Source organism: Pseudoalteromonas aliena SW19, from assembly GCF_014905615.1.
GTDB lineage: Bacteria > Pseudomonadota > Gammaproteobacteria > Enterobacterales > Alteromonadaceae > Pseudoalteromonas > Pseudoalteromonas aliena.
This window is the reverse complement of sequence record NZ_AQGU01000025.1, coordinates 514,888-538,927: the sequence shown is the minus strand read 5'-3', so window position 1 is coordinate 538,927 and position 24,040 is coordinate 514,888. Positions and strand designations below refer to the sequence as shown.

The window sequence follows — 24,040 nt, the reverse complement described above, 5'->3', positions numbered from 1 at the left end:
TAATTGCTATGTTTGGACTGTCGAAACTATTCTCTTCTAAATCGGTGCAAAAACAACCGATTATTACTGCCTTAGCGGCATACCGTAGTGCGGCTTTTGCCGCGGGTATTGATGAAAGCTTCATTGATACTATTACTCAAAATGACGATAAATCACTACACATTAAATTAACCCTGCCATTTGCTGGGCAATCAGAAATGCCTCTAGTTGAGCAACACGTAAGTGAAAGCTTAAATGTGCCTGTAACAATTAGCGCTAAGGTTATCATTAAAGAGGCGGCTAAGTTTAAAGCGATTAAGCATATTGTGCTTATTGCCTCAGGAAAAGGCGGAGTAGGTAAGTCGACTACTGCTGTGAATTTGGCGGGCGCATTAAAAAATGAAGGCGCAAAGGTCGGTATTTTAGATGCTGATATTTATGGCCCATCTATTCCCATGCTTTTAGGGTTAGTGGGCGCAGAGCCGGTCACGAAAGATAACAAACAATTACAGCCTTTTGATGCAAACGGTATTAAAGCGCAATCAATCGGTTTTTTAGTGCCAAGCGATGACGCCACTGTATGGCGCGGACCAATGGCGTCAGGCGCACTTAGCCAATTGCTTAACGAGACTGATTGGGGCGAGCTTGATTACTTAATTGTGGATATGCCACCAGGTACCGGTGATATTCAACTTACTATGAGCCAAAAAGTTCCCGCGAGCGGCACTGTTATTGTCACTACGCCGCAAGATTTAGCGCTTGCTGATGCGCAAAAAGGCATTGCTATGTTTAATAAAGTAAACGTGCCAGTGCTGGGTTTAATAGAAAACATGAGTCATTACATTTGCAGCCACTGCGGTGAGGCAAATCACGTATTTGGTAAAGACGGCGCGCAAAAACTGGCGCATAAGCATGGCGTACCGGTGCTTAGTCATATTCCTCTTGCCATAGATATACGCGAGTATTCTGAGCAAGGAAAACTTATTGCCAATGATAATGACGCCGCAATAAGCAAAACATACAGCGCAGCAGCGAGGCTAATAGCCAGCACGCTTTATTATCAACAGCATCACAATTCGATTGAAATTGTAATTACAGAAGATTAATAAATAATGAGACTTTCAGACACCCATATTAATGAATACTTAAGCGATGGCCGCATAGCTATTGAGCCTGCACCAACGAGCGAGATGATTTCCGGTGTAACGGCCGATTTACGCTTGGGTAATAAATTTAGAACTTTTAATGCGCATAATGCAGCATACGTCGATTTAAGTGGTCCAAAAGATCAGTTAAATAAAGCCATGGAATCAATCATGAGTGAAGAAATAGTGCTTGATGAAGGTGAAGCATTCTTTTTACACCCAGGTGAACTTGCACTAGCTATTACCCATGAAAAAGTAACGTTGCCAGCAGATATAGTAGGTTGGTTAGATGGACGTTCATCACTTGCACGTTTAGGTTTAATGGTGCACGTAACCGCGCACCGAATAGATCCAGGCTGGAGCGGTAATATTGTTTTAGAGTTTTACAACTCAGGTAAATTACCACTGGCGCTTCGCCCACTGATGAAAATTGGTGCTATGAGCTTTGAAATGCTCTCAGGCCCTTGTGAAAACCCATACAACATTCGTAAAGATGCAAAATATAAAGACCAAAACAGTGCAGTAGCGAGTCGCATTAGTGACGATAAGTAACCTCTAAATAAAGCTCCTTATTCGTCTACTTTATGAAGCGCATAACCCAGTAATTCAAAATACTGGTTAAGCGCTTCATTTGCTTTGTTAATATGCTCAGCGTTTGGGTATATTAAATTACTACTTTGTAAGCCGCCCACCAAAAAGCTATTTTTTATATATGTGTGGCCTTCAATACAGGCTTCAAAGCAGCGTGCTGCAAGTTCCTCAGGCATGCTCATATAGTTCATGTTATGCGCTTGGTCGTGTTTTATGCACGTTTGTACAAATTCATTCGCATCCACACCATCCTCATCTAAAAACACGTTTTTGTAAAAATCGTTAAGCGCATTATTAAGTGGGTGCGATAAATTTGGTGTATTTGAAAGCCATAGTTTTGAGGCAAAACCAAATCGTGGTTTTGCTGCAAATAAATGCTCGCTTATATGATGGTCAAACGCGTGAAACCATTCGTGAGCGAGTGCGCCACCGCCTGCATTTTTTGCAAGAGCAAGTGTTTGAGTGGCCGCATTATAATGTGCCTGTACACCTTTTTGACCACCATGACCAAATGCAAAGTTAAGCTTGCCTCGCAGGCCGATAGCTTCAGGAGGTAAGTGTAGTATTTGCGCAAGATCCGCCAGTGCATCGTAAATTAAATTGGCGCTAATATAGCGCTCTTCTTTGGTTACCCATTTTCCAACGACCATAGATCTAAAGCCAAAGCTGTCTCTTATATCGCTAAAGTCGACTTGGTCGTCAAAGCGATAGTCGGGGCCTTGGCGAGTAAAGCCTCGTTTTAATCTGTTGGGATAATTACGCATTAAAGTTTATGGCGCCAAATTTAATCTAAGTAACGTGCTTTTACGTGCTCGGGCATGTGTTGGGTTTGTTTTTGTATTAATTCATCAAGCACATTATAAAGTGGTGCAGGATTTAGCTGCTCTATTAAAAACAAACTATGCGCTACGGCTTCAAGTGTGGATAGGCTGTCGGCCCTAGGGGCTTTACGGATAGCATAACGATTTTTAGGTAGTTGTTTAAAGCTGACCGTTTTGAACTGATTGAGTAAGGGAGTGAGTTGTAAAATTTTATAGGCTTTTTTCCATGTGCCATCAACCACGATTAAATGGGTGATGTTTGTTGCACTGGGTTGCTCAGCGCTCTCGTCTAAATTTATAGCGTTTTCGTTAGGGTAGAGTAAAACAGTTGAGCTTATTGGCAGCGTTTTTAGTATGGCAAAGTCATCATTATTTTCGCCTTTGATTATTTGGCAATCAGTTAGGCATAAATTGAGTAGCTTAGCGGTATTTTTTGCTGTTTTTTCTTCGCTAGGATGCTTTAGAATAATAACCCTGACTTTGTTGTTTATATTTGTAATTGCGTTGCAAATGCAGGTGTTTAGTGCAAAGTTACACTGAGTGCAAAGTGTGCGTGCCATTTAATAAACTTTTTAGTTGCCAGTACGAACTTCATAATTATACATTTATAAGGTAATTAAGTTGGTTTTTTTTACGCATCAATATAAAGTAGTGATATTAAACGGTAATGTACATGGATTGTTTTAAGGGCTTAAAATATGACAGAAATAAATATTGATACATCGGCATTAGAGAGTATGGAATCGTTATTGGGTGAACAATTTGCTGACACGCTTGATTTTTGTTGTACAGAGTTCGAGCGTTTAGGATCTGAAGTGTTAGCAACGATAGGTAGGGACAAAGAAGCGGCTATTCGTCACTCTCACAGCTTAAAGTCTAATGCGGCGCAGTTTGGTGCTTCAAGCCTCGCAGAAGTATCTCGTGTTATTGAACAAAATTTAAACCTAGATAACTTAGCTGAAGCCATCGACGCATCTAATAGTTTAATGGCTCAAGTAACTGGCTCTCAGGCTAAGCTAAATGAATGGTTAGCATCTCGTTAAATATTAAGTGTTGCTTGAATTTATTTCAGTATTAAGCGCTTAAATAGGCTGGTATTTTACGCCTTTACTAGGTTAGTCTAAAGACTCACTAGGGCGTGTTGAACTTTCGGGATTGAATTTGTAACGAGTGTCTGGTTTTTAGGTTAGACAGAGCCTATGCAGTGTGGTTTTTCCACATAAATAGGCGATAACAACATATAAAATCCAAACACGCATTGCCCAGAGGGTTCTTCCTAGGGGCTATTTTCTCTTTGTTACTCAATTTTCACTTAGCCCACTAGGTTACAAATCTCGCGCCGCGATTAAATCGCCCCTAGATTGAACAAATTTAATCCATAAAGTCAATACGCCCTAAAGAGGTAAAAATGTCTGATATTAAAAAGAGTCATAAGTTAGAAGGTGTATGCTATGACATCCGTGGACCGGTTTTAGCGCAAGCTAAAAAAATGGAAGACGAAGGTCAAAAAGTATTGAAATTGAATATAGGCAACCCAGCCGCTTTTGGCTTTGATATGCCTGAAGATATGCATCGCGATATTATCCGCAATTTATATTCAGCTCAAGGTTACTGTGACTCCAAAGGCCTCTATTCAGCTCGCGTTGCTATTTATCAGCATTATCAGCAACGTAAGTTACATAATTTAGACGTTGATAACATTTATATTGGTAACGGTGTAAGTGAACTGATCCAAATGGTCACCCAAGCGCTACTCAATAATGGTGATGAAGTACTTATTCCTGCACCCGATTATCCGCTTTGGACTGCATCGGTTAAGCTGTCAGGGGGCAACCCAGTTCATTATTTATGCGACGAAGAGCAAGATTGGTTTCCAGATATCGCTGACATAAAAAGTAAAATCACTTCAAAAACAAAAGCATTGGTATTAATTAACCCTAATAATCCAACCGGCGCAGTTTATAGCGACGACTTGTTAATGCAATTAATCGATATAGCACGAGAACACAAATTACTGTTATTGAGCGATGAAATTTACGAGAAGATTTTATACGACGGTGTAACGCACACGTCTATAGGTTCGCTTTGCGATGATGTGCCAATTATTACTTTTAACGGTTTGGCAAAAACATATCGTGCTGCAGGGCTTAGAATGGGATGGATGGTGTTGAGTGGCCGTACTTCGGTAATGGATGACTTACGCAAAGGCCTAGATATACTTGCCTCTATGCGTTTATGTGCAAACGTACCAGCTCAATATGCTATTCAACAAGCGTTAGGTGGCGTGCAATCAATTGATAATTTAATTAATCCCGGTGGTCGTTTATACGAGCAGCGTGATATAGCTTGGCGTGGTTTAAATGCAATTGAAGGTATTAGCTGTAAAAAACCAAAGGGTGCTCTATATGCGTTTGCTAAGGTAGATACAGCGTATTTTAATGTTAAAGACGATGAGCAAATGATGTTTGACTTGCTCAAAGCTGAAAAAATATTATTAGTACATGGTAGGGCGTTTAATTGGCCTGAGCCAGATCACTTTAGATTAGTATTTTTGCCAAACAAAGATGATTTGTCGGATGCGATGCTAAAAATGAAACGCTTTTTTAAAGACTATCGTCAAGTTTAGTGAGCGGTATTAAGTTAAGTGCTCAGGGTATGTTGAATTTTCAACGTACCCTTAATATCTCCTTTACTGATACCTAAATAACGTCATTTATAATGCCAGTAAAGATGTGTTTTGATAATAATGACTGATAGTCAGTTATAAAGGCTGTAAAGCTTTGCTATAACAGCGTAGGATCAAGTTACTTTCGAATGAAAAATAGGTTTGCACTTCAGGTGCATTAACACACAAAAATTATGCAATTAACTGCAAAACCATCACTTCCTAATGCGTTACTCATTTCTATTAGTACACCACAGTTTAAAGGTGACGAAGCAACAGAGTCGCTTGCAGAGCTTGCGCGTTTGGTTACTACGTTAGGGTTTAAAGTAGTAGGTACGCAATCGCAAAAACAAAGCTCTACTCAAAAAGTTAATGTGCTTGGCTCAGGTAAACTAGCAGAAATAGCCCATCTTACTGGTAATAAAGGCTCCGCTGCAGATGAGCAAGAGGATGAAAATGTTCTTGATGACGATCCATTATCTGACATGCCGTCAGAAATTCCATCAGACGAACTTGATTTTGCCTGTGCCGATGTAGTGGTATTTGACTGCGATTTAACGCCTTCTCAACTACGTAATGTTGAGAACCAGTTAGGCGTAGAAGTATTTGACCGCACTGGGATTATCATAGAGATATTCAGCCGTCATGCGCGTACTAAAACTGCAAAATTACAAGTTGAGATTGCGCGCCTTAATTATGTAGCGCCACGGCTTCGTGAAACATCCACAGGTGATAAAGAACGCCAAATGGGTAAAGGTGCGGGTGAAACCACACTTGAACTAAACCGTCGTAAAGTACGCGATCAATTAGCAGAACTAAAGCGCGAACTTGTTAGTGTTCAAGATGTAATGATGGACAGGCGTACGCAGCGCTCAGAGCTATTCTCAGTGGCTTTAATTGGTTATACCAATGCGGGCAAGTCATCAATGATGCGTGCAATTACCGGCAGTGATGTAGAGGGAGAAAACAAGCTCTTTGCAACGCTAGACACCACTGTTCGGGCGCTGTACCCGATCACACAGCCTCGTATATTGGTGTCAGATACTGTTGGTTTTATTAAAAAATTACCTCATGATTTGGTTGCTTCATTTCATTCAACATTAGCAGAAGCGCATGATGCATCACTATTGTTATATGTAGTTGATGCATCTGATCCTTCATTTCGCTCACAGCTTGAAGTAGTACATAACGTTTTGGCTGAAGTTGGAGTGGAAGGCAGTAAAAAGTTACTGGTACTGAATAAATCAGACCAATTAAGTACTGAACAGCAGCAGTCGCTAATGGATGAGTTTCCTGATGCAATGATGACCTCTACGCGTAACCCTGATGACATTAGTAAACTGCATAAATACATTGTTGATATAGCTCAAGAGGACATGATTGAAGAAGAGGTTGTTATACCCTACACCGCCAAAGGTATCGTGGGCGAAATTCGGTCAAGCATGAGTGTTGTTAAAGAAGAATATGAATACAGTCATATTAAATTAACAGTACGCTCAAGTGCGATTGATTTAGAGCGTTTAAAAAAGAGAATGTTGGATTTATAATAAATTCAAAACACAAAAAGCACAGCCAATTGGCTGTGCTTTTTAATAGTTGCTTGAGGTATATTTATTATTCGCAATACGGGTTTTCCATAGAGGAGAAATTAAGAGAAAGCCTTATCGCTTAGCTCTTCTTGCATTTGCTCGCGCATTTTAAATTTTTGCAGTTTACCTGTTACTGTCATTGGGTAGTTTTCTACAAAGCGGATATGTCGTGGCATTTTAAAGTAGGCTAGTTTGTCTTTCAAAAAGTCACGAATTGCCTGCTCATCAAGCAGAACATCTTCTTTTGATTGGATCCAAGCGCACACTTCCTCGCCATACCTTTCATCTGTTATACCAAATATGGCAGCATCTTGAATGCCCGGGTAGGTGTAAAGTACTTCTTCTATTTCTCGAGGGTAAATGTTTTCGCCGCCACGAATAATCATATCTTTGATCCTGCCAACGATACTTACAAATCCTTCAGTATCCATAACACCTAAATCACCAGAGTGCAGCCAACCGCCTTCATCTATAGTGGCTTGTGTTTTAGCTTCGTCATTCCAATAGCAGCGCATTATGCCTGCCCCTTTACTACATACTTCGCCTGGTAGGCCAATTTTTTGAATATTACCCAGCTCGTCAATAATTTTAACCTCAGTATGTGCAAGAGCGCGGCCAACTGTCGTTACTTGCCGTTCTATTGAGGAGTCTGTTTCGGTAATGTTGTTTATGGGGCTGCACTCTGTTTGCCCGTAAGCAATAAGTACTTGATGCATGTTCATTTGTGTTTGTACTTTTCGCATTACTTGCTCTGGGCATGTAGAGCCTGCCATAACACCCGTGCGTAAAGTACTTAGGTTATAATCGTTAAAATTACTCAGCTCAAGCTCACTAATAAACATAGTAGGTACACCGTGCAGCGCTGTACAACCTTCTTGTTGCACTACATCAAGGGTAGTTTTTGCATCAAATGAATCACTAGGATAAATAGCCGCAGCGCCTTTAGTTACGCACAATAAGCTGCCTAATACCATCGCAAAACAATGATATAAAGGGACTGGGATACATAATTTGTCGTCGCTTGTAAAATGCATAGATTCGGCAACAAATAGCGCGTTATTTAAAATGTTTTTATGGGTAAGCGTTGCGCCTTTTGGGCTGCCTGTTGTACCTGATGTAAATTGAATATTGATGTCTTGCTCTGCATTTAAGTGTGTACCTATTGCTTTTAATTCGAGCGCATGTGCTGCTGTTGGCAAGTTAATAACGTCATTAAAACAATACATACCTGAAGATGCTTCATTGCCAATGCGAATTATATTTTTAAGAGTGGGCAGTGCTTTTAAATTTAGTTCGTTTTTATCGCAAGTTGCAAGTTCTGGCGCTAAACCATTAAGCATCTCTAAATAGTCACTGCCTTTGAAGTTTGATGCCGTAATGAGGGTTGAACACTCAACACTATTTAACGCATATTGTAATTCATTAGGGCGGTATGCTGGATTAATACACACCATTATTGCGCCAATTTTAGCCGTTGCAAATTGGGTTAAGCACCACTCAATATTATTAGGAGACCAAATACCCACTCGCTCACCAGGTTTTATGCCAAGGGCAAGCAACCCCATAGCAAGTTGATTAACTTCTTGTTGAAATTCTTTATACGTTAAGCGAATACCCTGATGATGAACTACTACAGCTAATGCTTCTGGGTTTTTGTCGACAATAAAATCAAAGTACTCGCCGATAGTTGAATTTGTTAAAGGTGTGCTTTTTATACCTTTAAAATAGCTTTGTGATAACGGTAAGTGATTTATTTGTTCTATTTCTTTTACTGCAATAGTGTGTGTGTGCATTGCTCTCTCCATGAAAATGTGCGTGAGTTATTAAACTACAAAGTTAAAATAAACACATATTGTCGACAAAGAGAAGTGCGGTTAGACTAATGTATTAGTGGTTTTATAAAAACCAAAGCTGTTTTTTAGGCACAAAAAAACGCGTCTTACAAAGTAAGTACGCGTTTTTAAACGAGCAATGAGTTTACATTTCGTCGCTGCGGTATGTTTTTTTCATTATATAAACGTAGGCATTTACAAATGCATTTTCTTGGTACTTTTTAAGACCCGTTTCTTCAAAATCAATAGGAATAGGATTACGCTTAACCTGTTCTTTAATTTCGGTTGTGGTAAATAAACGTACATCTAAATTGTCAATTAATTGAATCGCAGTTTCCATTTTGAATCCCTTTGCGCTGCCAGCAAATTTACCTTTAGGCTGGCGCTCACGGATTGCAACAGAATCAATTTGGTAATCTTGCATTAGTTTTGCAAAATCGAATTGAAATTTACGCATTACTTCAGTGTCGTTACCGTTACCTAATGTAAAGCGTGTTTGGCGCACATCGCGAATATCAAATACGTCATTATCTTTACTTAAAATACAAAGTAGTACATCACTACCGGTAATTTCTACACCACATGTTCTCATGTCTATTCTCTAAAATAACTTAATTACCCAGTATTATACGCAACACACATTAAAATGCGAGTGTAGGTGTAGGTGTAGGTGTGTAATTAGCGCGTTGATGCTTTTATATTTTAACTAAATGATTTTTTTTGTACTAAAAGCTGCATTTAGTGCTCAAAACTGGAGGATTTCACCCCTTTAAACTTGTAATTAAATGCACAGCACGCGACAATATATCCTTGTAGTTGAACAGACTCGTCATCTACATTAATTAGTCAATGCTTATTCGTAAAAGCGTTGTCGAGCCATTCTCATTTAATTTAATAAAAATACACGTGATACATTGTAGGTGTCACCACTGTAGTAAGGATTTATAATGCCAGTTATTACTCTTCCAGACGGAAGCCAACGTAGTTTTGAAAACCCTGTAAGTACGCTTGATGTTGCAAACGATATTGGTCCTGGTTTAGCTAAAGCGACCATTGCAGGTCGTGTTAATGGCGACCGTGTTGATGCATGTGACTTAATAAGTGAAGATTCTCGCCTTGAGATCATCACCGCAAAAGACGATGACGGTCTTGAAATTATTCGTCACTCGTGTGCTCACTTAATTGGTCATGCAGTTAAGCAACTTTTCCCAGACGCAAAAATGGCAATTGGTCCTACTATTGATAATGGTTTTTACTACGATATCGATATGGAACATTCATTATCACAAGATGATCTTGAAGCAATTGAAAAGCGTATGTTGCAACTTGCAAAAACAAACTACGACGTAGTGAAAAAAACAGTAAGCTGGCAAGAAGCACGCGATACTTTTGAAGCGCGTGGCGAAACATACAAAATAGAAATTTTGGACGAGAACATTGCTAAAGATGATCGTCCAGGTTTATATCATCACGAAGAATATGTAGACATGTGTCGTGGACCTCACGTTCCTAACATGAAATTTTGCCAAAACTTCAAAATAATGAAAGTGGCAGGTGCATATTGGCGTGGTGATTCAGAAAACAAAATGCTACAACGTATTTACGGCACAGCGTGGGGCGATAAAAAGCAACTTAAAGCGTATTTAAAACGTCTTGAAGAAGCTGAAAAACGCGACCACCGCCGCATTGGTAAAGCGCTTGATTTATGGCATTGGCAAGAAGAAGCGCCAGGCATGGTATTTTGGCACAACGATGGTTGGAGCATTTACCGTGAACTTGAAGAATTTGTACGTGAAAAATTACGCGAATATGAGTACGAAGAAGTAAAAGGTCCAATGATGATGGACCGTTCATTGTGGGAAAAATCAGGTCACTGGGAAAAGTATTCAGACGCAATGTTTACCACTGAGTCTGAAAAGCGTGAATACGCAATTAAACCAATGAACTGCCCAGGTCACGTGCAAATCTTTAACCAAGGTTTAAAGTCGTACCGTGATTTACCACTTCGTATGGCTGAGTTTGGTTGTTGTCATCGTAACGAGCCATCAGGCGCACTACATGGCTTAATGCGTGTTCGTGGCTTTACACAAGATGATGCTCACATTTTCTGTACAGAAGAACAGATAATGGACGAAGTGTCAGCGTGTATTAAGATGGTTTATGATACCTATGAAACATTCGGTTTTGAGAAGATTGTCGTTAAGCTTTCAACTCGCCCAGAACAACGCATTGGTGAAGACCATATGTGGGATAAAGCTGAGCTTGCATTAGCTGATGCACTTAAGCTAAATGATATTGAATTTGATTACCTACCGGGTGAAGGCGCGTTTTACGGTCCTAAAATTGAATTTACTTTGTACGATTGTTTAGACAGAGCGTGGCAGTGTGGTACAGTGCAACTAGATTTTGCATTACCGGGTCGTTTAGGCGCTACTTATGTAGCAGAAAATAATGAACGTCGTACACCTGTAATGATACATCGTGCCATTTTAGGTTCTATAGAACGCTTTATTGGTATTTTAACAGAAGAGTATGCCGGTTTATTCCCAACGTGGCTTGCACCAAAGCAAGTGGTAATTATGAATATTACCGATAAACAAGCGCCTTATGTTAAAGAAGTTGTGCAAAAATTAAATAAATTAGGTATTAGAGCCGCTGCTGACTTGAGAAATGAGAAGATTGGCTTTAAAATCCGTGAACATACACTTAAGCGTATTCCATACTTACTTGTTGTTGGCGATAAAGAAGTTGAGCAGCAAGAAGTAGCAGTGCGTACGCGCACAGGTGAAGACCTTGGCAAATTTAATGTTGACGATTTTGTAGCTAAAATTAGCGAAGAAATTAAAAGTCGACAGTAAAAACAGAGCGTGTAAGGCATAACAAACAGCCAATTACACGCTTATATTATTAATATTCTTGGAGGAACGTACTATTAGAGGCGGCAAGAAAGGGCAACAAACAGCCCAAAAAAATCGTATTAACGAAGAAATTACAGCTCAAGAAGTTCGTTTAATTGACCTTGAAGGCGAACAAGCTGGAATTCAGTCATTAAAAGACGCACAAACTATGGCTGACGCAGCGGGTGTTGATCTTGTTGAGATTAGCCCAAATGCTGAGCCGCCTGTTTGTAGAATCATGGACTACGGTAAGTTCATCTTTGAAAAAAGTAAAGAACTGAAAGAGCAGAAGAAGAAGCAAAAGCAGATCCAGATAAAAGAAATCAAATTCCGTCCTGGTACGGATGAAGGTGATTATCAGGTTAAGCTTCGCAACTTACGTAAGTTCTTAGAAGGTGGCGATAAAGCTAAAATAACCATCCGCTTCCGTGGTCGTGAAATGGCTCACCAAGAAATTGGTATAGAATTATTAAACCGTATCAAAACCGATTTAGAAGAGCTTGCAGTTGTAGAGTCTTTCCCAAATCGTGTTGAAGGCCGCCAAATGGTTATGATGATGGCGCCTGTTGCTAAAAAATAATTTTTAAGCGATAATACGCACCGAAATTAGCCTAGGTCTGCAAGTTAATATGCAAATATTCACCTAGGTTAACCGGTCTTAAAGTAAGATTGCAGCATTTATGTTGGGTCTTCACCGGAACATGGCAGTAAGTTAGGCCTAAAAGTGGAGCTATAGAAATATATCTCACGCCTACTTACTAATTTAAAAGCAATACAATTGGAGTTATTGCAATGGCTTATAAGCTAAAAAGTCACAGTGGCGCTGCTAAGCGTTTCAAAAAGACTGCTTCTGGCGGTTTCAAGCGTAAACAAGCGCATCTTCGTCATATTCTGACTAAGAAAACGTCTAAGCGTAAGTTACACCTACGTCCTAAGATGATGGTTCATAAAAATGACCATGGTCTAGTTTCACGTATGTTACCGTTCGCTTAATAGGGGTTTTTAGAAATGGCAAGAGTTAAACGCGGCGTTGTCGCACGTGCACGTCACAAAAAAGTTTTAAAACAAGCAAAAGGTTACTACGGAGCACGTTCACGTGTTTACCGCGTAGCTTTCCAGGCTGTTACTAAAGCGGGTCAATACGCTTACCGTGACCGTCGTGCGAAGAAACGTACATTCCGTCAATTATGGATTGCACGTATCAATGCTGCTTCACGTCAAAATGGTCTGTCTTACAGCCGTTTTATCAACGGTCTTAAAAAGACTTCTGTAGAAATCGATCGTAAGATCCTTGCAGATATCGCTGTTTATGACCAAGTTGCATTCGCAGCGCTTGTAGAAAAAGCAAAAGAAGGCCTAGCGGCTTAAGCTTTTTCATATAAGTATCAAAAAGGAGCCTATGGCTCCTTTTTTTGTGCTTAAACCTTGAGTGACCTTACTTAACCTGAACTCTGGTTAAGAGATTTACGAACGTATTGAATAATGGTGATATTTAAATTTATTTTCTCTAGCGAGAGATTTGCAGTGAAAACAAGGCGAATTTGCGCGTCAATAGCTAGGGTATTGCAAGTAAATTCAACGTAGTTAGCGCTGAAAATAGCTGCTTGGGATAGATTTATTATTCAGAGTTCAGGTTACTTACACCAACTTGCATCAATCTTTGAGCAATTTAACGAATTAAATTTCATTATAACGTCCTTAAAATTTTTTTATTTAGAACACTAGATACAAAAATTTTGCCTAGTTCTAGCGTAATCTTCTTAACGTTAAATAGACCCCATATATAAGCAGATTGGTATTAGTAATCGACTGTAAGGATACAGGAAGTAATTGCCGAGACAGCCCTATGTTATTTTCGTCTGGTTATTTACATATTATCGCTATAATTGCTCACTAATTTATTGCTGTTAGTATTATTAAAGTGACTACAGAGTTAGTAAAGCTAGGCTTTTGCATATTAATACATTGAATTAAAAGACACTAATAATACTAAATTACGGACTTGAACGTGTGATATGTAATTGGCTGCATTTTTTTGTTGAATCACCGCAGTTTCCTCATTAAAAAAAAATTACTTGATATAATTTATATAATTAACGCGTTTGTTAGAGATTTTTATGTTTGCAAGTTTATTATTTTTATCTGCAAGTGTGGCGTATGACGCACATTTGCCTCCTCTCATTGAGTGGCAAGGCCAAAGCGTAGAGCTTTTACAAAAACAGGGTCCATTGACGACTGACTTTGAGTTGTCTGACGGTGAAATTTCACCTGATTATGCAGGAACTATGGCATTTGTAGATAGGCTTGTTGCTGCAAACCCCACCCAGTTTAAATCGCAAACAATAGGCTATAGCAATAGTAAACGTGCAATTAAAATGCTAGTTGCAAGTGAACAAGGTTTTTTTGAAGCCGGTAAAATGGCTAATAGCACTAAGCCAACTATTTTTATTCAAGCAGGGATCCATGCGGGAGAAATAGACGGCAAAGATGCCATGTTTATGTTACTTAGGGATATTGCGACAGGCAAACGCCGCGATATTCTAAAAAAGGTAAATATCTTATTTATTCCTATTTTGAATGTAGATGGGCACGAACGCAGTAGTGTATTCAATCGGATCAACCAGCGTGGCCCTGCTAAAATGGGCTTTAGAACAAATGCGAACAATCTTAATTTAAATCGCGATTTTACTAAATTAGATACTCCAGAAGTTAGAAGTGTTTTAAAGGTTATTAACGACTACAACCCAAATTTATACATTGATATACATGTAACCGATGGCGCAGATTACCAATACGATGTGACTTATGGCTACAATCCGGTCTTTTCAAGCGAATCGCCAGCGGTATCTGATACGTTAAATCAGTTTTTTAAACCGGTGATTGACAATACGCTAGCTGAGCAAGGACACACACCTGGACCACTTGTTTTTGTTATGGATAAACGTGACTTTAAAAAAGGCCTCGCGGGATGGGTGGCAACACCTCGTTATTCTAACGGTTGGGGTGATTTAAAGTCTCTCCCTACTATTTTAGTAGAAAACCATTCATTAAAGCCTTATAAACAGCGTGTATTGGGTACGTATGTGTTTTTAGATGGCGTAATTAATGCACTTTCAACGCATAGTCACGAGCTAGCTAATGCAGTAAAAAAAGAACAAGAATTTGTTCCTAAACAGTTAATAGTAAAGCGTGGCTATGCCAAGCAGGCTGACACTATTGCACAGTTTAAAGGTATTGAATATTCATCAAGCATGAATGTACTCTCGGGTCAAAATGAAGTGAAGTATTTAGGTAAAGCACAAACATATATTGACTTACCTATTTATTGGCAAAAAGATGTAGGGCATACGGTTGAAGTACCTAAGGCGTTTTTTATTCCACCAGTGTACAGCGATATTATTGAGAAATTAAAGTTACACGGTGTTTCTGTTAATAAACTAGAAGGGGCAAATACACAGCCTTTAAAAGTGGCTAAAGTAACAGAGCACTCGTTTGATAAAGCGCCCTTTGAAGGTCGCTTCAGAGTGTCGGCTAGTTTTGATTATTTGCCTGTCATCAATATCGATTTGGATGGTTGGTATCAAGTAACAACGCAACAAAAAGCAGGTGAGTTAGCGGTGCATTTGTTGCATCCGGAGGCACCAGATTCATTTTTTGCGTGGGGTGAATTTAACACCATTTTTCAGCGAACAGAATACATGGAAAATTATGCGTTAATTCCATACGCTCGTAAAATGCTAAAAGATAACCCAACGCTTGCACTCGCGTTTGATAAAAGAATTAATGACGACAAGGCATTTTCTCTAGACCCTGATGCACGTTTAAATTGGCTGTATGAGCACAGCCCTTTCTATGATCAAGCCTATTTAAAATACCCAATACTTATGTCGTTCGAAGAAAAGGTTGTTATACCTGATCAAAAAGATAAAGAAATATAATATGCAGATCATAAGGATTTCTGTCACACCCTTTGCTCAAAATTGCCGTATTATAGTTTGCTCAGAGACTAAGCAAGCTGTTGTCGTCGACCTAGGTGGTTATTCCCATAAATAGGCGATAACGTAGCATTAATGCCAAACATGCGCTGCCCTTGGGTTCTGCCTAGGGGCAATTTACTCTTTGTTGCTCGGTTTTTACTTATTCTTACAGGGATGTAAGCCATTAGAGTAACGCAGGAGCAGTTACCGAGCCCACTAGCTTACAAACCTCGCGTCGCGATTAAATAGCCCCTAGATAGAACAAATTTCAATCCTGAAAGGTCAACAGGCCCTAGCAGACGCTGTCAGTGTTGGTAACCTAACGTTTAACGTAAAGCATTGTTCTGGACATACACATGGGTATGTTGTGTTTTATAAACAAACGCAGCAATGCGTTATTGTCGGTGACGTAATATTTGAAGGCTCAGTAGGGCGTACTGATTTCCCCAAGGGAACCAGTGAACAATTAATTGAATAAATTAAAACGCAAATACTAACACTACCTAATAATTCAAAAAAATTAGCAGGGCATGGTAGTAATACCAATTTTATTAAAAACATGATCATTCTAGCGTATTAAATAACTCACTAACTACGTTAAAAATTATTTATATAGAACAACTATATATCATAATTCAAACCTCGTTATTGAGCTATTTTCTTATCGCTATAACAGATCACTAATTTAATTCAATTGGTAGAACACGACAGTGGGCTATAGGTTAATGCCAATTCATGTTTGAGATAAGAAAGTAACTTAGAAAAGATAAAAATAAGCAGACTGTTTTTTAAAATAGCTGTATAATTTAACCAGTTTATTTGATAAATAAGAAATAAAATGTCTCTAAATCACGTAGATCGCCAAATTTTGGCACTTTTACAACAAGACGCTAGTTTATCTACTGCAGAAATAGCGGATAAAGTTGGCTTATCACAATCTCCTTGTTGGCGTCGTATCGCGAAGCTTGAACAAGATGGTTATATAAAAAGCAAAGTTGCTCTTTTAGACGAAAAGAAACTTGGTTTTGATATGCTCGTTTATGCTCACGTACGTTTATCTAATCACGGGAAAAAGAATCTAGCCGAGTTTGAAAAGCTGATCATGAGCTATGATCAAGTAACCGAGTGTTACACTATGGCAGGAACAATGGACTTTATGTTACGCATTATCTCACAAGGTATTGAAGGTTATGAGCACTTTGTTCGTGATAACCTATTAAGCTTAGAATACGTACAAGAAGTACATTCCAATGTGACAATGACGTGCGTAAAACGCAGCACAGCCCTTCCTCTATAAAATACATTTCTGTTAGGTTAAACACCGTTTAGCCTAACCATACAATGACAATTGTTAACTGGGCGCTAATTTGATAGAATTTAGCGCTTTTTTAATACCCATTACACCATTTGAGGAACTCAATGTTTAACTTACTCAGTAGGGCGCCAAGCTCTGCTAAAAACGATATTCTCTCTGGATTAACCGTGGCGCTTGCCTTGGTACCAGAAGCTGTTGCGTTTGCCTTTGTTGCAAATGTAGAACCTTTAGTTGGTCTATATGCCGCGTTTATCGTTGGTTTAATCACAGCTATCTTTGGCGGTCGCCCTGGTATGATTTCAGGTGCTACTGGCGCATTGGCTGTAGTAATGGTGAGTTTAGTGCTCGACCATGGTGTAGAATATCTATTTGCGACTGTATTATTGATGGGGATATTGCAAATACTTGCGGGTATATTTAAGCTCGGAAAGTTTATCCGAATGGTGCCACATCCAGTTATGTTGGGCTTTGTGAATGGCTTGGCAATTGTTATATTTTTAGCTCAGCTAGGGCAATTTAAAGTACCAGACGGTATGGGCGGACAACAGTGGATGACAGGTAGCCCACTGTTTATAATGTTTGGATTAGTCGCATTAACAATGGCAATCATTCATTTTTTACCCAAGTTAACCACCGCAGTGCCTTCCTCTTTAGTGGCTATTGTAACGGTGACGGGTTTAGTTATTGGTTTTGATTTAGAAGCACACACTGTACTTGATTTCTTAAAAGGAATGACAGGCGATGAAGCCGCTACAATTGCCGGCGGCCTGCCAGAGTTTCATATTCCTATGGTGCCTTTTAATTTAGAAACATTACAAATTATTTTCCCATACGCGCTTATATTGGCGGCAATTGGTTTAATTGAATCATTATTAACACTTAGCTTAATTGATGAAATAACAGAAACACGCGGTCACAGCAACAAAGAGTGTATTGGTCAAGGTGCTGCAAATATTACGTGTGGTATGTTTGGTGCTATGGGTGGCTGTGCAATGATTGGTCAATCTATGATCAACATAAATTCAGGCGGCCGCTCTCGTTTATCAGGTATAAGTGCTGCGCTTATGTTACTTGGTTTTATTATTTTTGCATCAAGCCTAATTGAAATGATCCCATTAGCTGCACTTGTTGGTGTAATGTTTATGGTTGTACTTGGTACATTTGAATGGGCAAGCTTCAAAATGATGAAGCGTGTACCATTATCTGATGCATTTGTGATTGTACTGGTTTCGGGTGTAACCGTTATTACTGATTTAGCAATTGCCGTGTGCGTAGGTGTTATAGTCTCTGCACTTGTATTTGCTTGGCAGCATGCTAAGCATATATATACAACAAACTACATTGATAATGAAGGTGCTAAAGTATATGAACTACACGGTCCATTATTCTTTGGTTCAGTAAAAAACTTCTCTGAGTTATTTGATGTTAAAAATGATCCTAAAGACGTAATAGTTGAATTTAAACATAGCCGTGTTTCAGATCACAGTGCTATAGAAGCAATTGATGCACTTGCTGAAAAATACACTAAAGCGGGTAAGCAGCTTCATTTGCGTCATTTAAGCAAAGACTGTACTCAGTTACTACACAAAGCACGTGATTTAGTAGAAGTAAATGTCATTGAAGATCCAACTTACAAGGTTGCTTCAGACAAGCTTGCATAGTCACCTATTTAATAAATAGTATTAAAAAAGCGAAAGGTCACACCCTTTCGCTTTTTTATTATCGGCGCTATACAACTTTGCGTTAAGGCTCTTAAAAACTAAGACAGTTGGTAGTGCTAAACATTCTGATAAATCTATATAATGTGTAAGTCGAATTAGACTTTAACACTATGGAGTAAACGTAAATTGTGAACTGGCAATCTTTAGTTGATAATCGACAGCGCTTTTTTTGGCTCCTGCAAATTGCAGGCTGGATTGGTTATGCGCTTGTAAATTACATCGGCTCTAAAGTATTTGAAATGCGCGATATCTACGTGTTTGTGATTTTGCTCAATGCTTACGCCGGTTGTTTGATGACTGTCCCACTGCGTTATATATATCGCACGGTATGGAATGCTTCACCTTGGGTGCTTATGGTGGTTGTGTTTGGTGCTTCTTACGTAACAGGCACTTTATGGGCGGTGGTTCAAAAGTTTAATCTGTGGGAAATTTATCGCCATGGTTATAGGCCCGAAGAGTGGTTTTATTATTTACAACAGGGCTTAGACTCGGTTTATATTATACTGTGCTGGAGTGGCTTATATTTTGGTGTTAAGTATTATCAATTGTTGCAAGGTGAACGTCAAAAAGCGCTTAAAGCAACAACGATGGCACACGAAGCACAATTAAAAATGTTGCGATACCAGCTAAACCCTCACTTTTTATTTAACACACTTAATGCTATTTCAACATTAATTTTGGTTAAAGAAAATAAAGATGCTAATTTAATGGTATCGAAATTAAGTGATTTTTTACGTTATACCTTAAACACGGATCCAATAAAAAAAGTGCCATTAGAGCAAGAGTTGCATGCTTTGATGTTGTACTTAGAAATAGAACGTGTACGCTTTGACGAGCGATTAAAAGTGAACGTAGAAGTAAGCGAGCAAGCAAAAGAGGCGCTAGTGCCTAGCTTAATACTGCAACCTATTATTGAAAATGCGATTAAATACGCTATAGCTCATTTATCACATGGCGGCGTAATCGATATAAAAGCACAAGTATTTGCCAATGAATTGCTCCTAGAAGTTGGTGATAATGGGCCTGGCACTGAAATAAAAAATGGTCAGTTAGTTAATGCCCAAGGTGTAGGTGTTGCAAATACTAAAGATAGATTAAAAACGCTCTACGAAAATAACTATTCGTTTGTATTATCACATAATACGCCAAGTGGATTAAAAGTTAATCTGCGAGTACCGTTTGAGAAGGCTGTGAAGAAATGATAAAAATAAAAACACTTATTGTTGATGATGAACCATTAGCACGCAAAGGTTTAGATGTTAGGCTTGCAGAATTTGCTGACATTGAAGTGATAAAATTATGTAGCTCGGGTGCAGACGCAATAGAAACATGCAAAAGCGAAAAGATAGATTTGGTATTTTTAGACATTCAAATGCCAGGTATGAACGGGTTTGAAGTTGCACGAGCACTTAGCGAAAGCACAAAAGTACTCCCTGCGATTGTGTTTGTAACTGCGTTTGATCAATTTGCAGTGAAAGCGTTTGAAATTCATGCTTTAGATTATATTTTAAAACCCGTTGATGACAACAGACTAAAACAGGCGGTAGAGAAAGTGCATACCTACTTAAAAACGCAGCAAGATAACGCCCATAAGAAAAAACTAGCGAGTTTTGTAGCCGGTATTACTGGTAATAATTGTGAAGAAATACTAAAAAAACTAGCGACAGGTGATACATTAACAGACAGGCGCTACCCAGAATCATTGGCCGTAAAAGAGCAGGGCGAAATAATTCGCGTCCCAGTTGCGACTATTCAATGGGTTGACGCTGCGGGGGATTATATGTGCTTGCATTGCCAAGATGGACAAACGCATATTTTACGTAAAACAATGAAAGAGCTAGAGCAAGAGTTAGATCCTCATTTGTTTGTCCGCGTTCACCGTAGTGCGATTGTTAACACAAAACAAATTAGTAAATTGGTTACACAAGTGAGTGGCGAGTATTTATTAGTACTTGAAAACGGGCAAGAGCTTAAAGTAAGCCGTAGCTACCGAGATAAGGTAAAAGCGGCACTAGCCAGTTAATACCAACCTGCATAAACCTTTGATCAATTTAACGAATTAAATTGCACTATAACGTCGTTAAAAATTTTTTATTTAGAACAACTAGATACAAAAACTTTTGCCTAGTTCTAGCGTAATTTTCTTAACGTTAAATAGACCCCATATATAAGCAGATTGGTATAACACTGATAAAAAGTTGTTTATTACAGGTCCTAGGCTCGCATTTTTTATATTTAAACTGAACTCTGGTTAAGAGATTTATTATCCAGAGCTCAAGCTATTTAGTCATTAACTATGCAACAGTTACAATTTTCATTGTGTTCGTTGCGCCCACAGTTTCCATTGAGTCACCGTGAGTAATAATTACTGTATCGCCAGAGTGCAAAGACCCTTGAGCAACTAAAGTATCAAGTGCTGCTTTTACCATGCCGTCTTTTTCAGCTTTTGTAGAATCAAAAAATACTGGATAAACACCACGATAAAGTGCGGTCTGGCCTAAAGTACTTGCATGACGTGAAAGCGAGTAGATTGGTAAACCAGAGCTAATACGCGACATAAGTTTAGCGGTGCTACCAGATTCAGTCAGTGTAATAATTGCTTTAACAGAATCTAAGTGATTTGCAGCATACATAGCAGAAAGGGCAATTGATTCTGCATTGCTAGAAAAACGACTATCTAAACGATGTTTAGAAACGTGTGTTTCTTTTTGAGATTCAGCACCTAAACAAACACGTGCCATTGTGGCAACTGTTTCTTCAGGGTAATCACCAGCCGCTGTTTCAGCAGAAAGCATTACAGCATCTGTTCCGTCAAGAACGGCGTTTGCAACATCCATAACTTCTGCACGTGTAGGCATAGGGTTATCGATCATCGATTCCATCATTTGCGTTGCTGTTATTACAGTACGATTTAATGAGCGAGCGCGACGAATAATTAGTTTTTGTTTACCCATAAGGGCAGCATCGCCAATTTCAACACCTAAGTCACCACGTGCAACCATTACTGCATCAGATGCTAAAATAATGTCATCAACCGCGTCTTGTGTTTCGACTGCTTCTGCGCGTTCAATTTTAGCAAGTAATTGTGCCTTTGAACCAGCCGCTTCAGCTAGAGAGCGAACGTAGCGCATATCATCGCCACTACGTGGAAATGATACTGCAATGTAATCGACGTCAATTTCAGCCGCTGTTATTAAATCTTCTTTATCTTTTTCAGTAAATGCAGGCGCTGTTAAGCCACCACCTAAACGGTTAATGCCTTTATTGTTAGATAAAACACCACCAACAGTCACGGTACAATGCACTAAGTGACCCGCTACCTCATCAACGCTTAACTGAATAAGTCCATCGTTTAAAAGTAGTAAATCGTTAGGGCTTACATCGTTTGGTAATTCTTTATAATCAATACCAACTGAATTAACATCGCCTTCGCCCTTTTCCATTTTTGCATCAAGGGTAAATTTAGCACCTACTGCAAGTGTTACTTTACCTTCTTTAAAAGTAGAAACGCGAATTTTAGGACCTTGAAGATCAGCAAGTATGGCAATATGCTTGCCTAATTTTTTAGCTATATCACGAACCGCTTGTGCACGGTCTTTATGATCTTGTGCAATACCGTGTGAGAAGTTTAATCGTACTACGTTGGCACCAGCGCGAATAATTTTTTCTAAATTGTTATCTCTATCGGTAGCAGGCCCAAGGGTAGCAACTATTTTCGTGCGTCTAAGCATCAAATTCTCCTGTGTGCTTAAGATGTAAGCGGGTTAACGGTTGTTTTTCTATTTAAAATATAAACACAAAAAGGTAAAAATATTTTTAGTTTTGGACAATATTAGTATTATTGTCACTATTTTATACAAAACTAATGTGTCATCATTATGACACCGGTGTCAGAATGCGTCAATGTTCTTAAATTTTAAATAGCTTCGCTTTTTGTCACCCTCAGAGGACTGATGTTTGATATAATTACAGAGCTTGTTTATCTATAATAAAAAAGCATGTGTATTATAACTAAGATTAGTCTTTTATGATTAAGCATTATAAATCACACGGTATTATTTACATCCACTAACCAAATAGTTGTTACCGAGGAGGACACTAAATGCAAGTTGCATTAGTCGGGTTAGGCGTTATGGGAAAAAATCTTGCTTTAAACTTGATTGAAAAAGGGATCACGCTAGTCGCTTATGACAAAAATCCGAATGCGGGTGAAGAGTTATTAAGTTGTGCTAAATCTCAGGGGATGGCCGATAGGCTCCACATTGTTTCTGATTTAAGAGACATGGTTCAGCGTTTAGAAGCACCTCGCTCTATCTTATTACTTGTTCCAGCGGGTGAGTTAGTTGATACGGTTTGTAATGAACTGGTAGATGCGGGCGTCGATTGTAACGATATGATAGTCGATTGTGGTAATAGCAACTACAAAGACGGCATTACACGTAAGCTTAAATACCAAAACAAATTTGAATTTGCCACAATGGGAATATCTGGTGGTGCCGAAGGCGCTCGTCATGGCCCTGCAATGATGGCAAGTGGCTCTGAAGGTGGTTGGGAGCGCATAGAACCTTGGTTTGAAAAAGTGGCTGCAAGCTATAATGACGAGTCATGTTTTGCACGTGTTGGTCAATCAGCGAGTGGTCATTTTGTAAAAATGGTGCACAACGGTATTGAATACGCACTAATGCAATTAATTGCTGAGGTCTATCAATTACTTCGCCTAGGCACTAATCGTTCACCTAAAGAAGTGGCTGCCATTTTTGATGACTGGTCAAAAGGTCAACTAAATAGTTACTTACTTTCCATTTCTAGCCATATCTTATCTCTTGAAAACCAAAAAAACATGCCGCTTGTTGATTTAATTGATAACAAAGTTGGCGCAAAAGGTACAGGCCTTTGGACTGCACAAAATGCACTTGAGTTGGGAATTGCAGTACCATCTTTAGTTGCAGCTGTTCAAGCTCGTCATTTAACGAATGCATGTGATACAACGGCCGCTCAAGAGATGACCTACGCAGCTAAATCAACCAACACAGTTGATATTGATTTAGACGAATTGAAAGATGCGTTTACGCTTGCAAGTTTATTAGCTTATCGCCAAGGGTTAGCACTTATAAAAGGGGCGTCGCGTACACATCAATGGAAAGTAGATTTATCTAAAACATTACAGACTTGGCGTGCAGGGTGTATTATTCGTGCTGACTACTTAGATAGTGTGGCGCAGGGCGTTGAATTTATCGATTCTTTAGATAAGGAAGCCGCTGCTCTTCGTAAAATTACCGGTCAAGCAATTATGTCAGGCTTAGCATTTCCAGTGCTAAGTTCAACACAAACTTACTTTGCAACGTTAACAACACCAAGTAATGGGCATTTAGTACAAGCCCAGCGTGATTACTTTGGTGAACACGGTATTAAAACCCACAGTGGTGAAACATGCCATTTAACAGATTTAGTCGAGATAGACGCTAAAGTTCGTTAATAGCTAACCTGAGCTTCTGGTTAACTAGTTGC

General features: G+C 39.1%; 20 protein-coding genes and 2 pseudogenes. 17 read left to right on the top strand and 5 right to left on the bottom strand.

The annotated features are described in order from the left end of the window. Positions 1-8: 8 nt before the first annotated feature. Both apbC and dcd read left to right on the top strand, forming a co-directional pair. The gene (gene apbC / locus PALI_RS07945; protein ID WP_193155501.1) at positions 9-1,085 is read left to right on the top strand and encodes an iron-sulfur cluster carrier protein ApbC; all 1,077 of its coding nucleotides are present in this window, start codon (positions 9-11) and stop codon (positions 1,083-1,085) included. Between the two features lie 6 nt (positions 1,086-1,091). Next, the gene (gene dcd / locus PALI_RS07940; protein WP_193155500.1) at positions 1,092-1,676 is read left to right on the top strand and encodes a dCTP deaminase; all 585 of its coding nucleotides are present in this window, start codon (positions 1,092-1,094) and stop codon (positions 1,674-1,676) included. Positions 1,677-1,693: 17 nt separating this feature from the next. Here dcd and PALI_RS07935 read toward each other — a convergent pair whose 3' ends face one another. Then, the gene (locus PALI_RS07935; protein ID WP_193155499.1) at positions 1,694-2,479 is read right to left on the bottom strand and encodes a CLCA_X family protein; all 786 of its coding nucleotides are present in this window, start codon (positions 2,477-2,479) and stop codon (positions 1,694-1,696) included. Positions 2,480-2,499: 20 nt separating this feature from the next. Continuing rightward, a complete protein-coding gene (locus tag PALI_RS07930; RefSeq protein ID WP_193155498.1) occupies positions 2,500-3,096 on the bottom strand; it encodes a tRNA-uridine aminocarboxypropyltransferase in 597 nt (198 codons plus the stop codon). A 138-nt stretch (positions 3,097-3,234) separates the two neighbouring features. On the opposite strand from PALI_RS07930, the gene PALI_RS07925 reads away from it, so the two are divergent. The 3 genes from PALI_RS07925 (at position 3,235) to hflX (ending at position 6,748) form a co-directional block, all read left to right on the top strand. Continuing rightward, positions 3,235-3,579, top strand: coding sequence for an Hpt domain-containing protein (locus PALI_RS07925; protein ID WP_182701967.1), 345 nt, complete (start codon positions 3,235-3,237; stop codon positions 3,577-3,579). A 365-nt stretch (positions 3,580-3,944) separates the two neighbouring features. Continuing rightward, positions 3,945-5,162, top strand: coding sequence for a pyridoxal phosphate-dependent aminotransferase (locus PALI_RS07920; protein ID WP_193155497.1), 1,218 nt, complete (start codon positions 3,945-3,947; stop codon positions 5,160-5,162). Between the two features lie 233 nt (positions 5,163-5,395). After that, entirely contained in the window at positions 5,396-6,748 is a 1,353-nt protein-coding gene (gene hflX / locus PALI_RS07915) for a GTPase HflX (RefSeq protein WP_182701965.1), read from the top strand. 101 nt (positions 6,749-6,849) lie between these two features. Here hflX and PALI_RS07910 read toward each other — a convergent pair whose 3' ends face one another. Together PALI_RS07910 and PALI_RS07905 are read right to left on the bottom strand one after the other, a co-directional pair. Next, positions 6,850-8,583, bottom strand: coding sequence for an AMP-binding protein (locus PALI_RS07910; protein ID WP_193155496.1), 1,734 nt, complete (start codon positions 8,581-8,583; stop codon positions 6,850-6,852). A gap of 184 nt (positions 8,584-8,767) precedes the next feature. After that, on the bottom strand, positions 8,768-9,214 hold the full coding sequence (locus tag PALI_RS07905; RefSeq protein WP_007582681.1) for a DUF3010 family protein: 447 nt from the start codon (positions 9,212-9,214) through the stop codon (positions 8,768-8,770). A 355-nt stretch (positions 9,215-9,569) separates the two neighbouring features. On the opposite strand from PALI_RS07905, the gene thrS reads away from it, so the two are divergent. The 11 genes and pseudogenes from thrS to PALI_RS07855 all read left to right on the top strand — a co-directional run bounded on the left by thrS (position 9,570) and on the right by PALI_RS07855 (position 20,555). After that, positions 9,570-11,480 (top strand): threonine--tRNA ligase, encoded by a 1,911-nt coding sequence (thrS, locus tag PALI_RS07900; protein WP_182701963.1) that lies wholly within the window; start codon positions 9,570-9,572, stop codon positions 11,478-11,480. Between the two features lie 58 nt (positions 11,481-11,538). Beyond that, positions 11,539-12,099 carry a translation initiation factor IF-3 gene (infC, locus tag PALI_RS07895; RefSeq protein WP_077538071.1) on the top strand — a complete coding sequence of 187 codons (561 nt, stop codon included), beginning with the start codon at positions 11,539-11,541 and terminating at the stop codon, positions 12,097-12,099. Between the two features lie 212 nt (positions 12,100-12,311). Further along, positions 12,312-12,512 (top strand): 50S ribosomal protein L35, encoded by a 201-nt coding sequence (gene rpmI / locus PALI_RS07890; RefSeq protein WP_002960713.1) that lies wholly within the window; start codon positions 12,312-12,314, stop codon positions 12,510-12,512. 15 nt (positions 12,513-12,527) lie between these two features. Then, complete coding sequence (gene rplT / locus PALI_RS07885; RefSeq protein WP_002960711.1) at positions 12,528-12,887, top strand: 50S ribosomal protein L20; 360 nt, start codon at positions 12,528-12,530, stop codon at positions 12,885-12,887. A gap of 749 nt (positions 12,888-13,636) precedes the next feature. After that, positions 13,637-15,457: a M14 family metallopeptidase gene (locus PALI_RS07880; RefSeq protein WP_193155495.1), complete on the top strand. Its 1,821-nt coding sequence runs from the start codon at positions 13,637-13,639 to the stop codon at positions 15,455-15,457. A gap of 1 nt (position 15,458) precedes the next feature. Then, a pseudogene (locus PALI_RS20325) lies at positions 15,459-15,564 on the top strand (MBL fold metallo-hydrolase); the annotation flags it as partial. A gap of 236 nt (positions 15,565-15,800) precedes the next feature. Next, positions 15,801-16,076 (top strand): annotated as a pseudogene (locus tag PALI_RS07875) (MBL fold metallo-hydrolase); the annotation flags it as partial. 258 nt (positions 16,077-16,334) lie between these two features. Further along, complete coding sequence (locus PALI_RS07870; RefSeq protein WP_077538068.1) at positions 16,335-16,793, top strand: Lrp/AsnC family transcriptional regulator; 459 nt, start codon at positions 16,335-16,337, stop codon at positions 16,791-16,793. Positions 16,794-16,915: 122 nt separating this feature from the next. Next, positions 16,916-18,472: a SulP family inorganic anion transporter gene (locus PALI_RS07865; protein ID WP_193155494.1), complete on the top strand. Its 1,557-nt coding sequence runs from the start codon at positions 16,916-16,918 to the stop codon at positions 18,470-18,472. Between the two features lie 188 nt (positions 18,473-18,660). Beyond that, entirely contained in the window at positions 18,661-19,734 is a 1,074-nt protein-coding gene (locus PALI_RS07860) for a sensor histidine kinase (protein ID WP_077538066.1), read from the top strand. Then, entirely contained in the window at positions 19,731-20,555 is an 825-nt protein-coding gene (locus PALI_RS07855; RefSeq protein ID WP_077538065.1) for a LytR/AlgR family response regulator transcription factor, read from the top strand. The genes PALI_RS07860 and PALI_RS07855 overlap by 4 nt, the downstream gene beginning before the upstream one ends. Positions 20,556-20,826: 271 nt before the next feature. On the opposite strand, the gene pyk is transcribed toward PALI_RS07855, so the two are convergent. Next, complete coding sequence (pyk, locus tag PALI_RS07850) at positions 20,827-22,263, bottom strand: pyruvate kinase (RefSeq protein WP_193155493.1); 1,437 nt, start codon at positions 22,261-22,263, stop codon at positions 20,827-20,829. Positions 22,264-22,634: 371 nt separating this feature from the next. Here pyk and gndA point away from each other — a divergent pair, with 371 nt between their 5' ends. Continuing rightward, the gene (gndA, locus tag PALI_RS07845; protein ID WP_193155492.1) at positions 22,635-24,008 is read left to right on the top strand and encodes an NADP-dependent phosphogluconate dehydrogenase; all 1,374 of its coding nucleotides are present in this window, start codon (positions 22,635-22,637) and stop codon (positions 24,006-24,008) included. Positions 24,009-24,040: the final 32 nt, after the last annotated feature.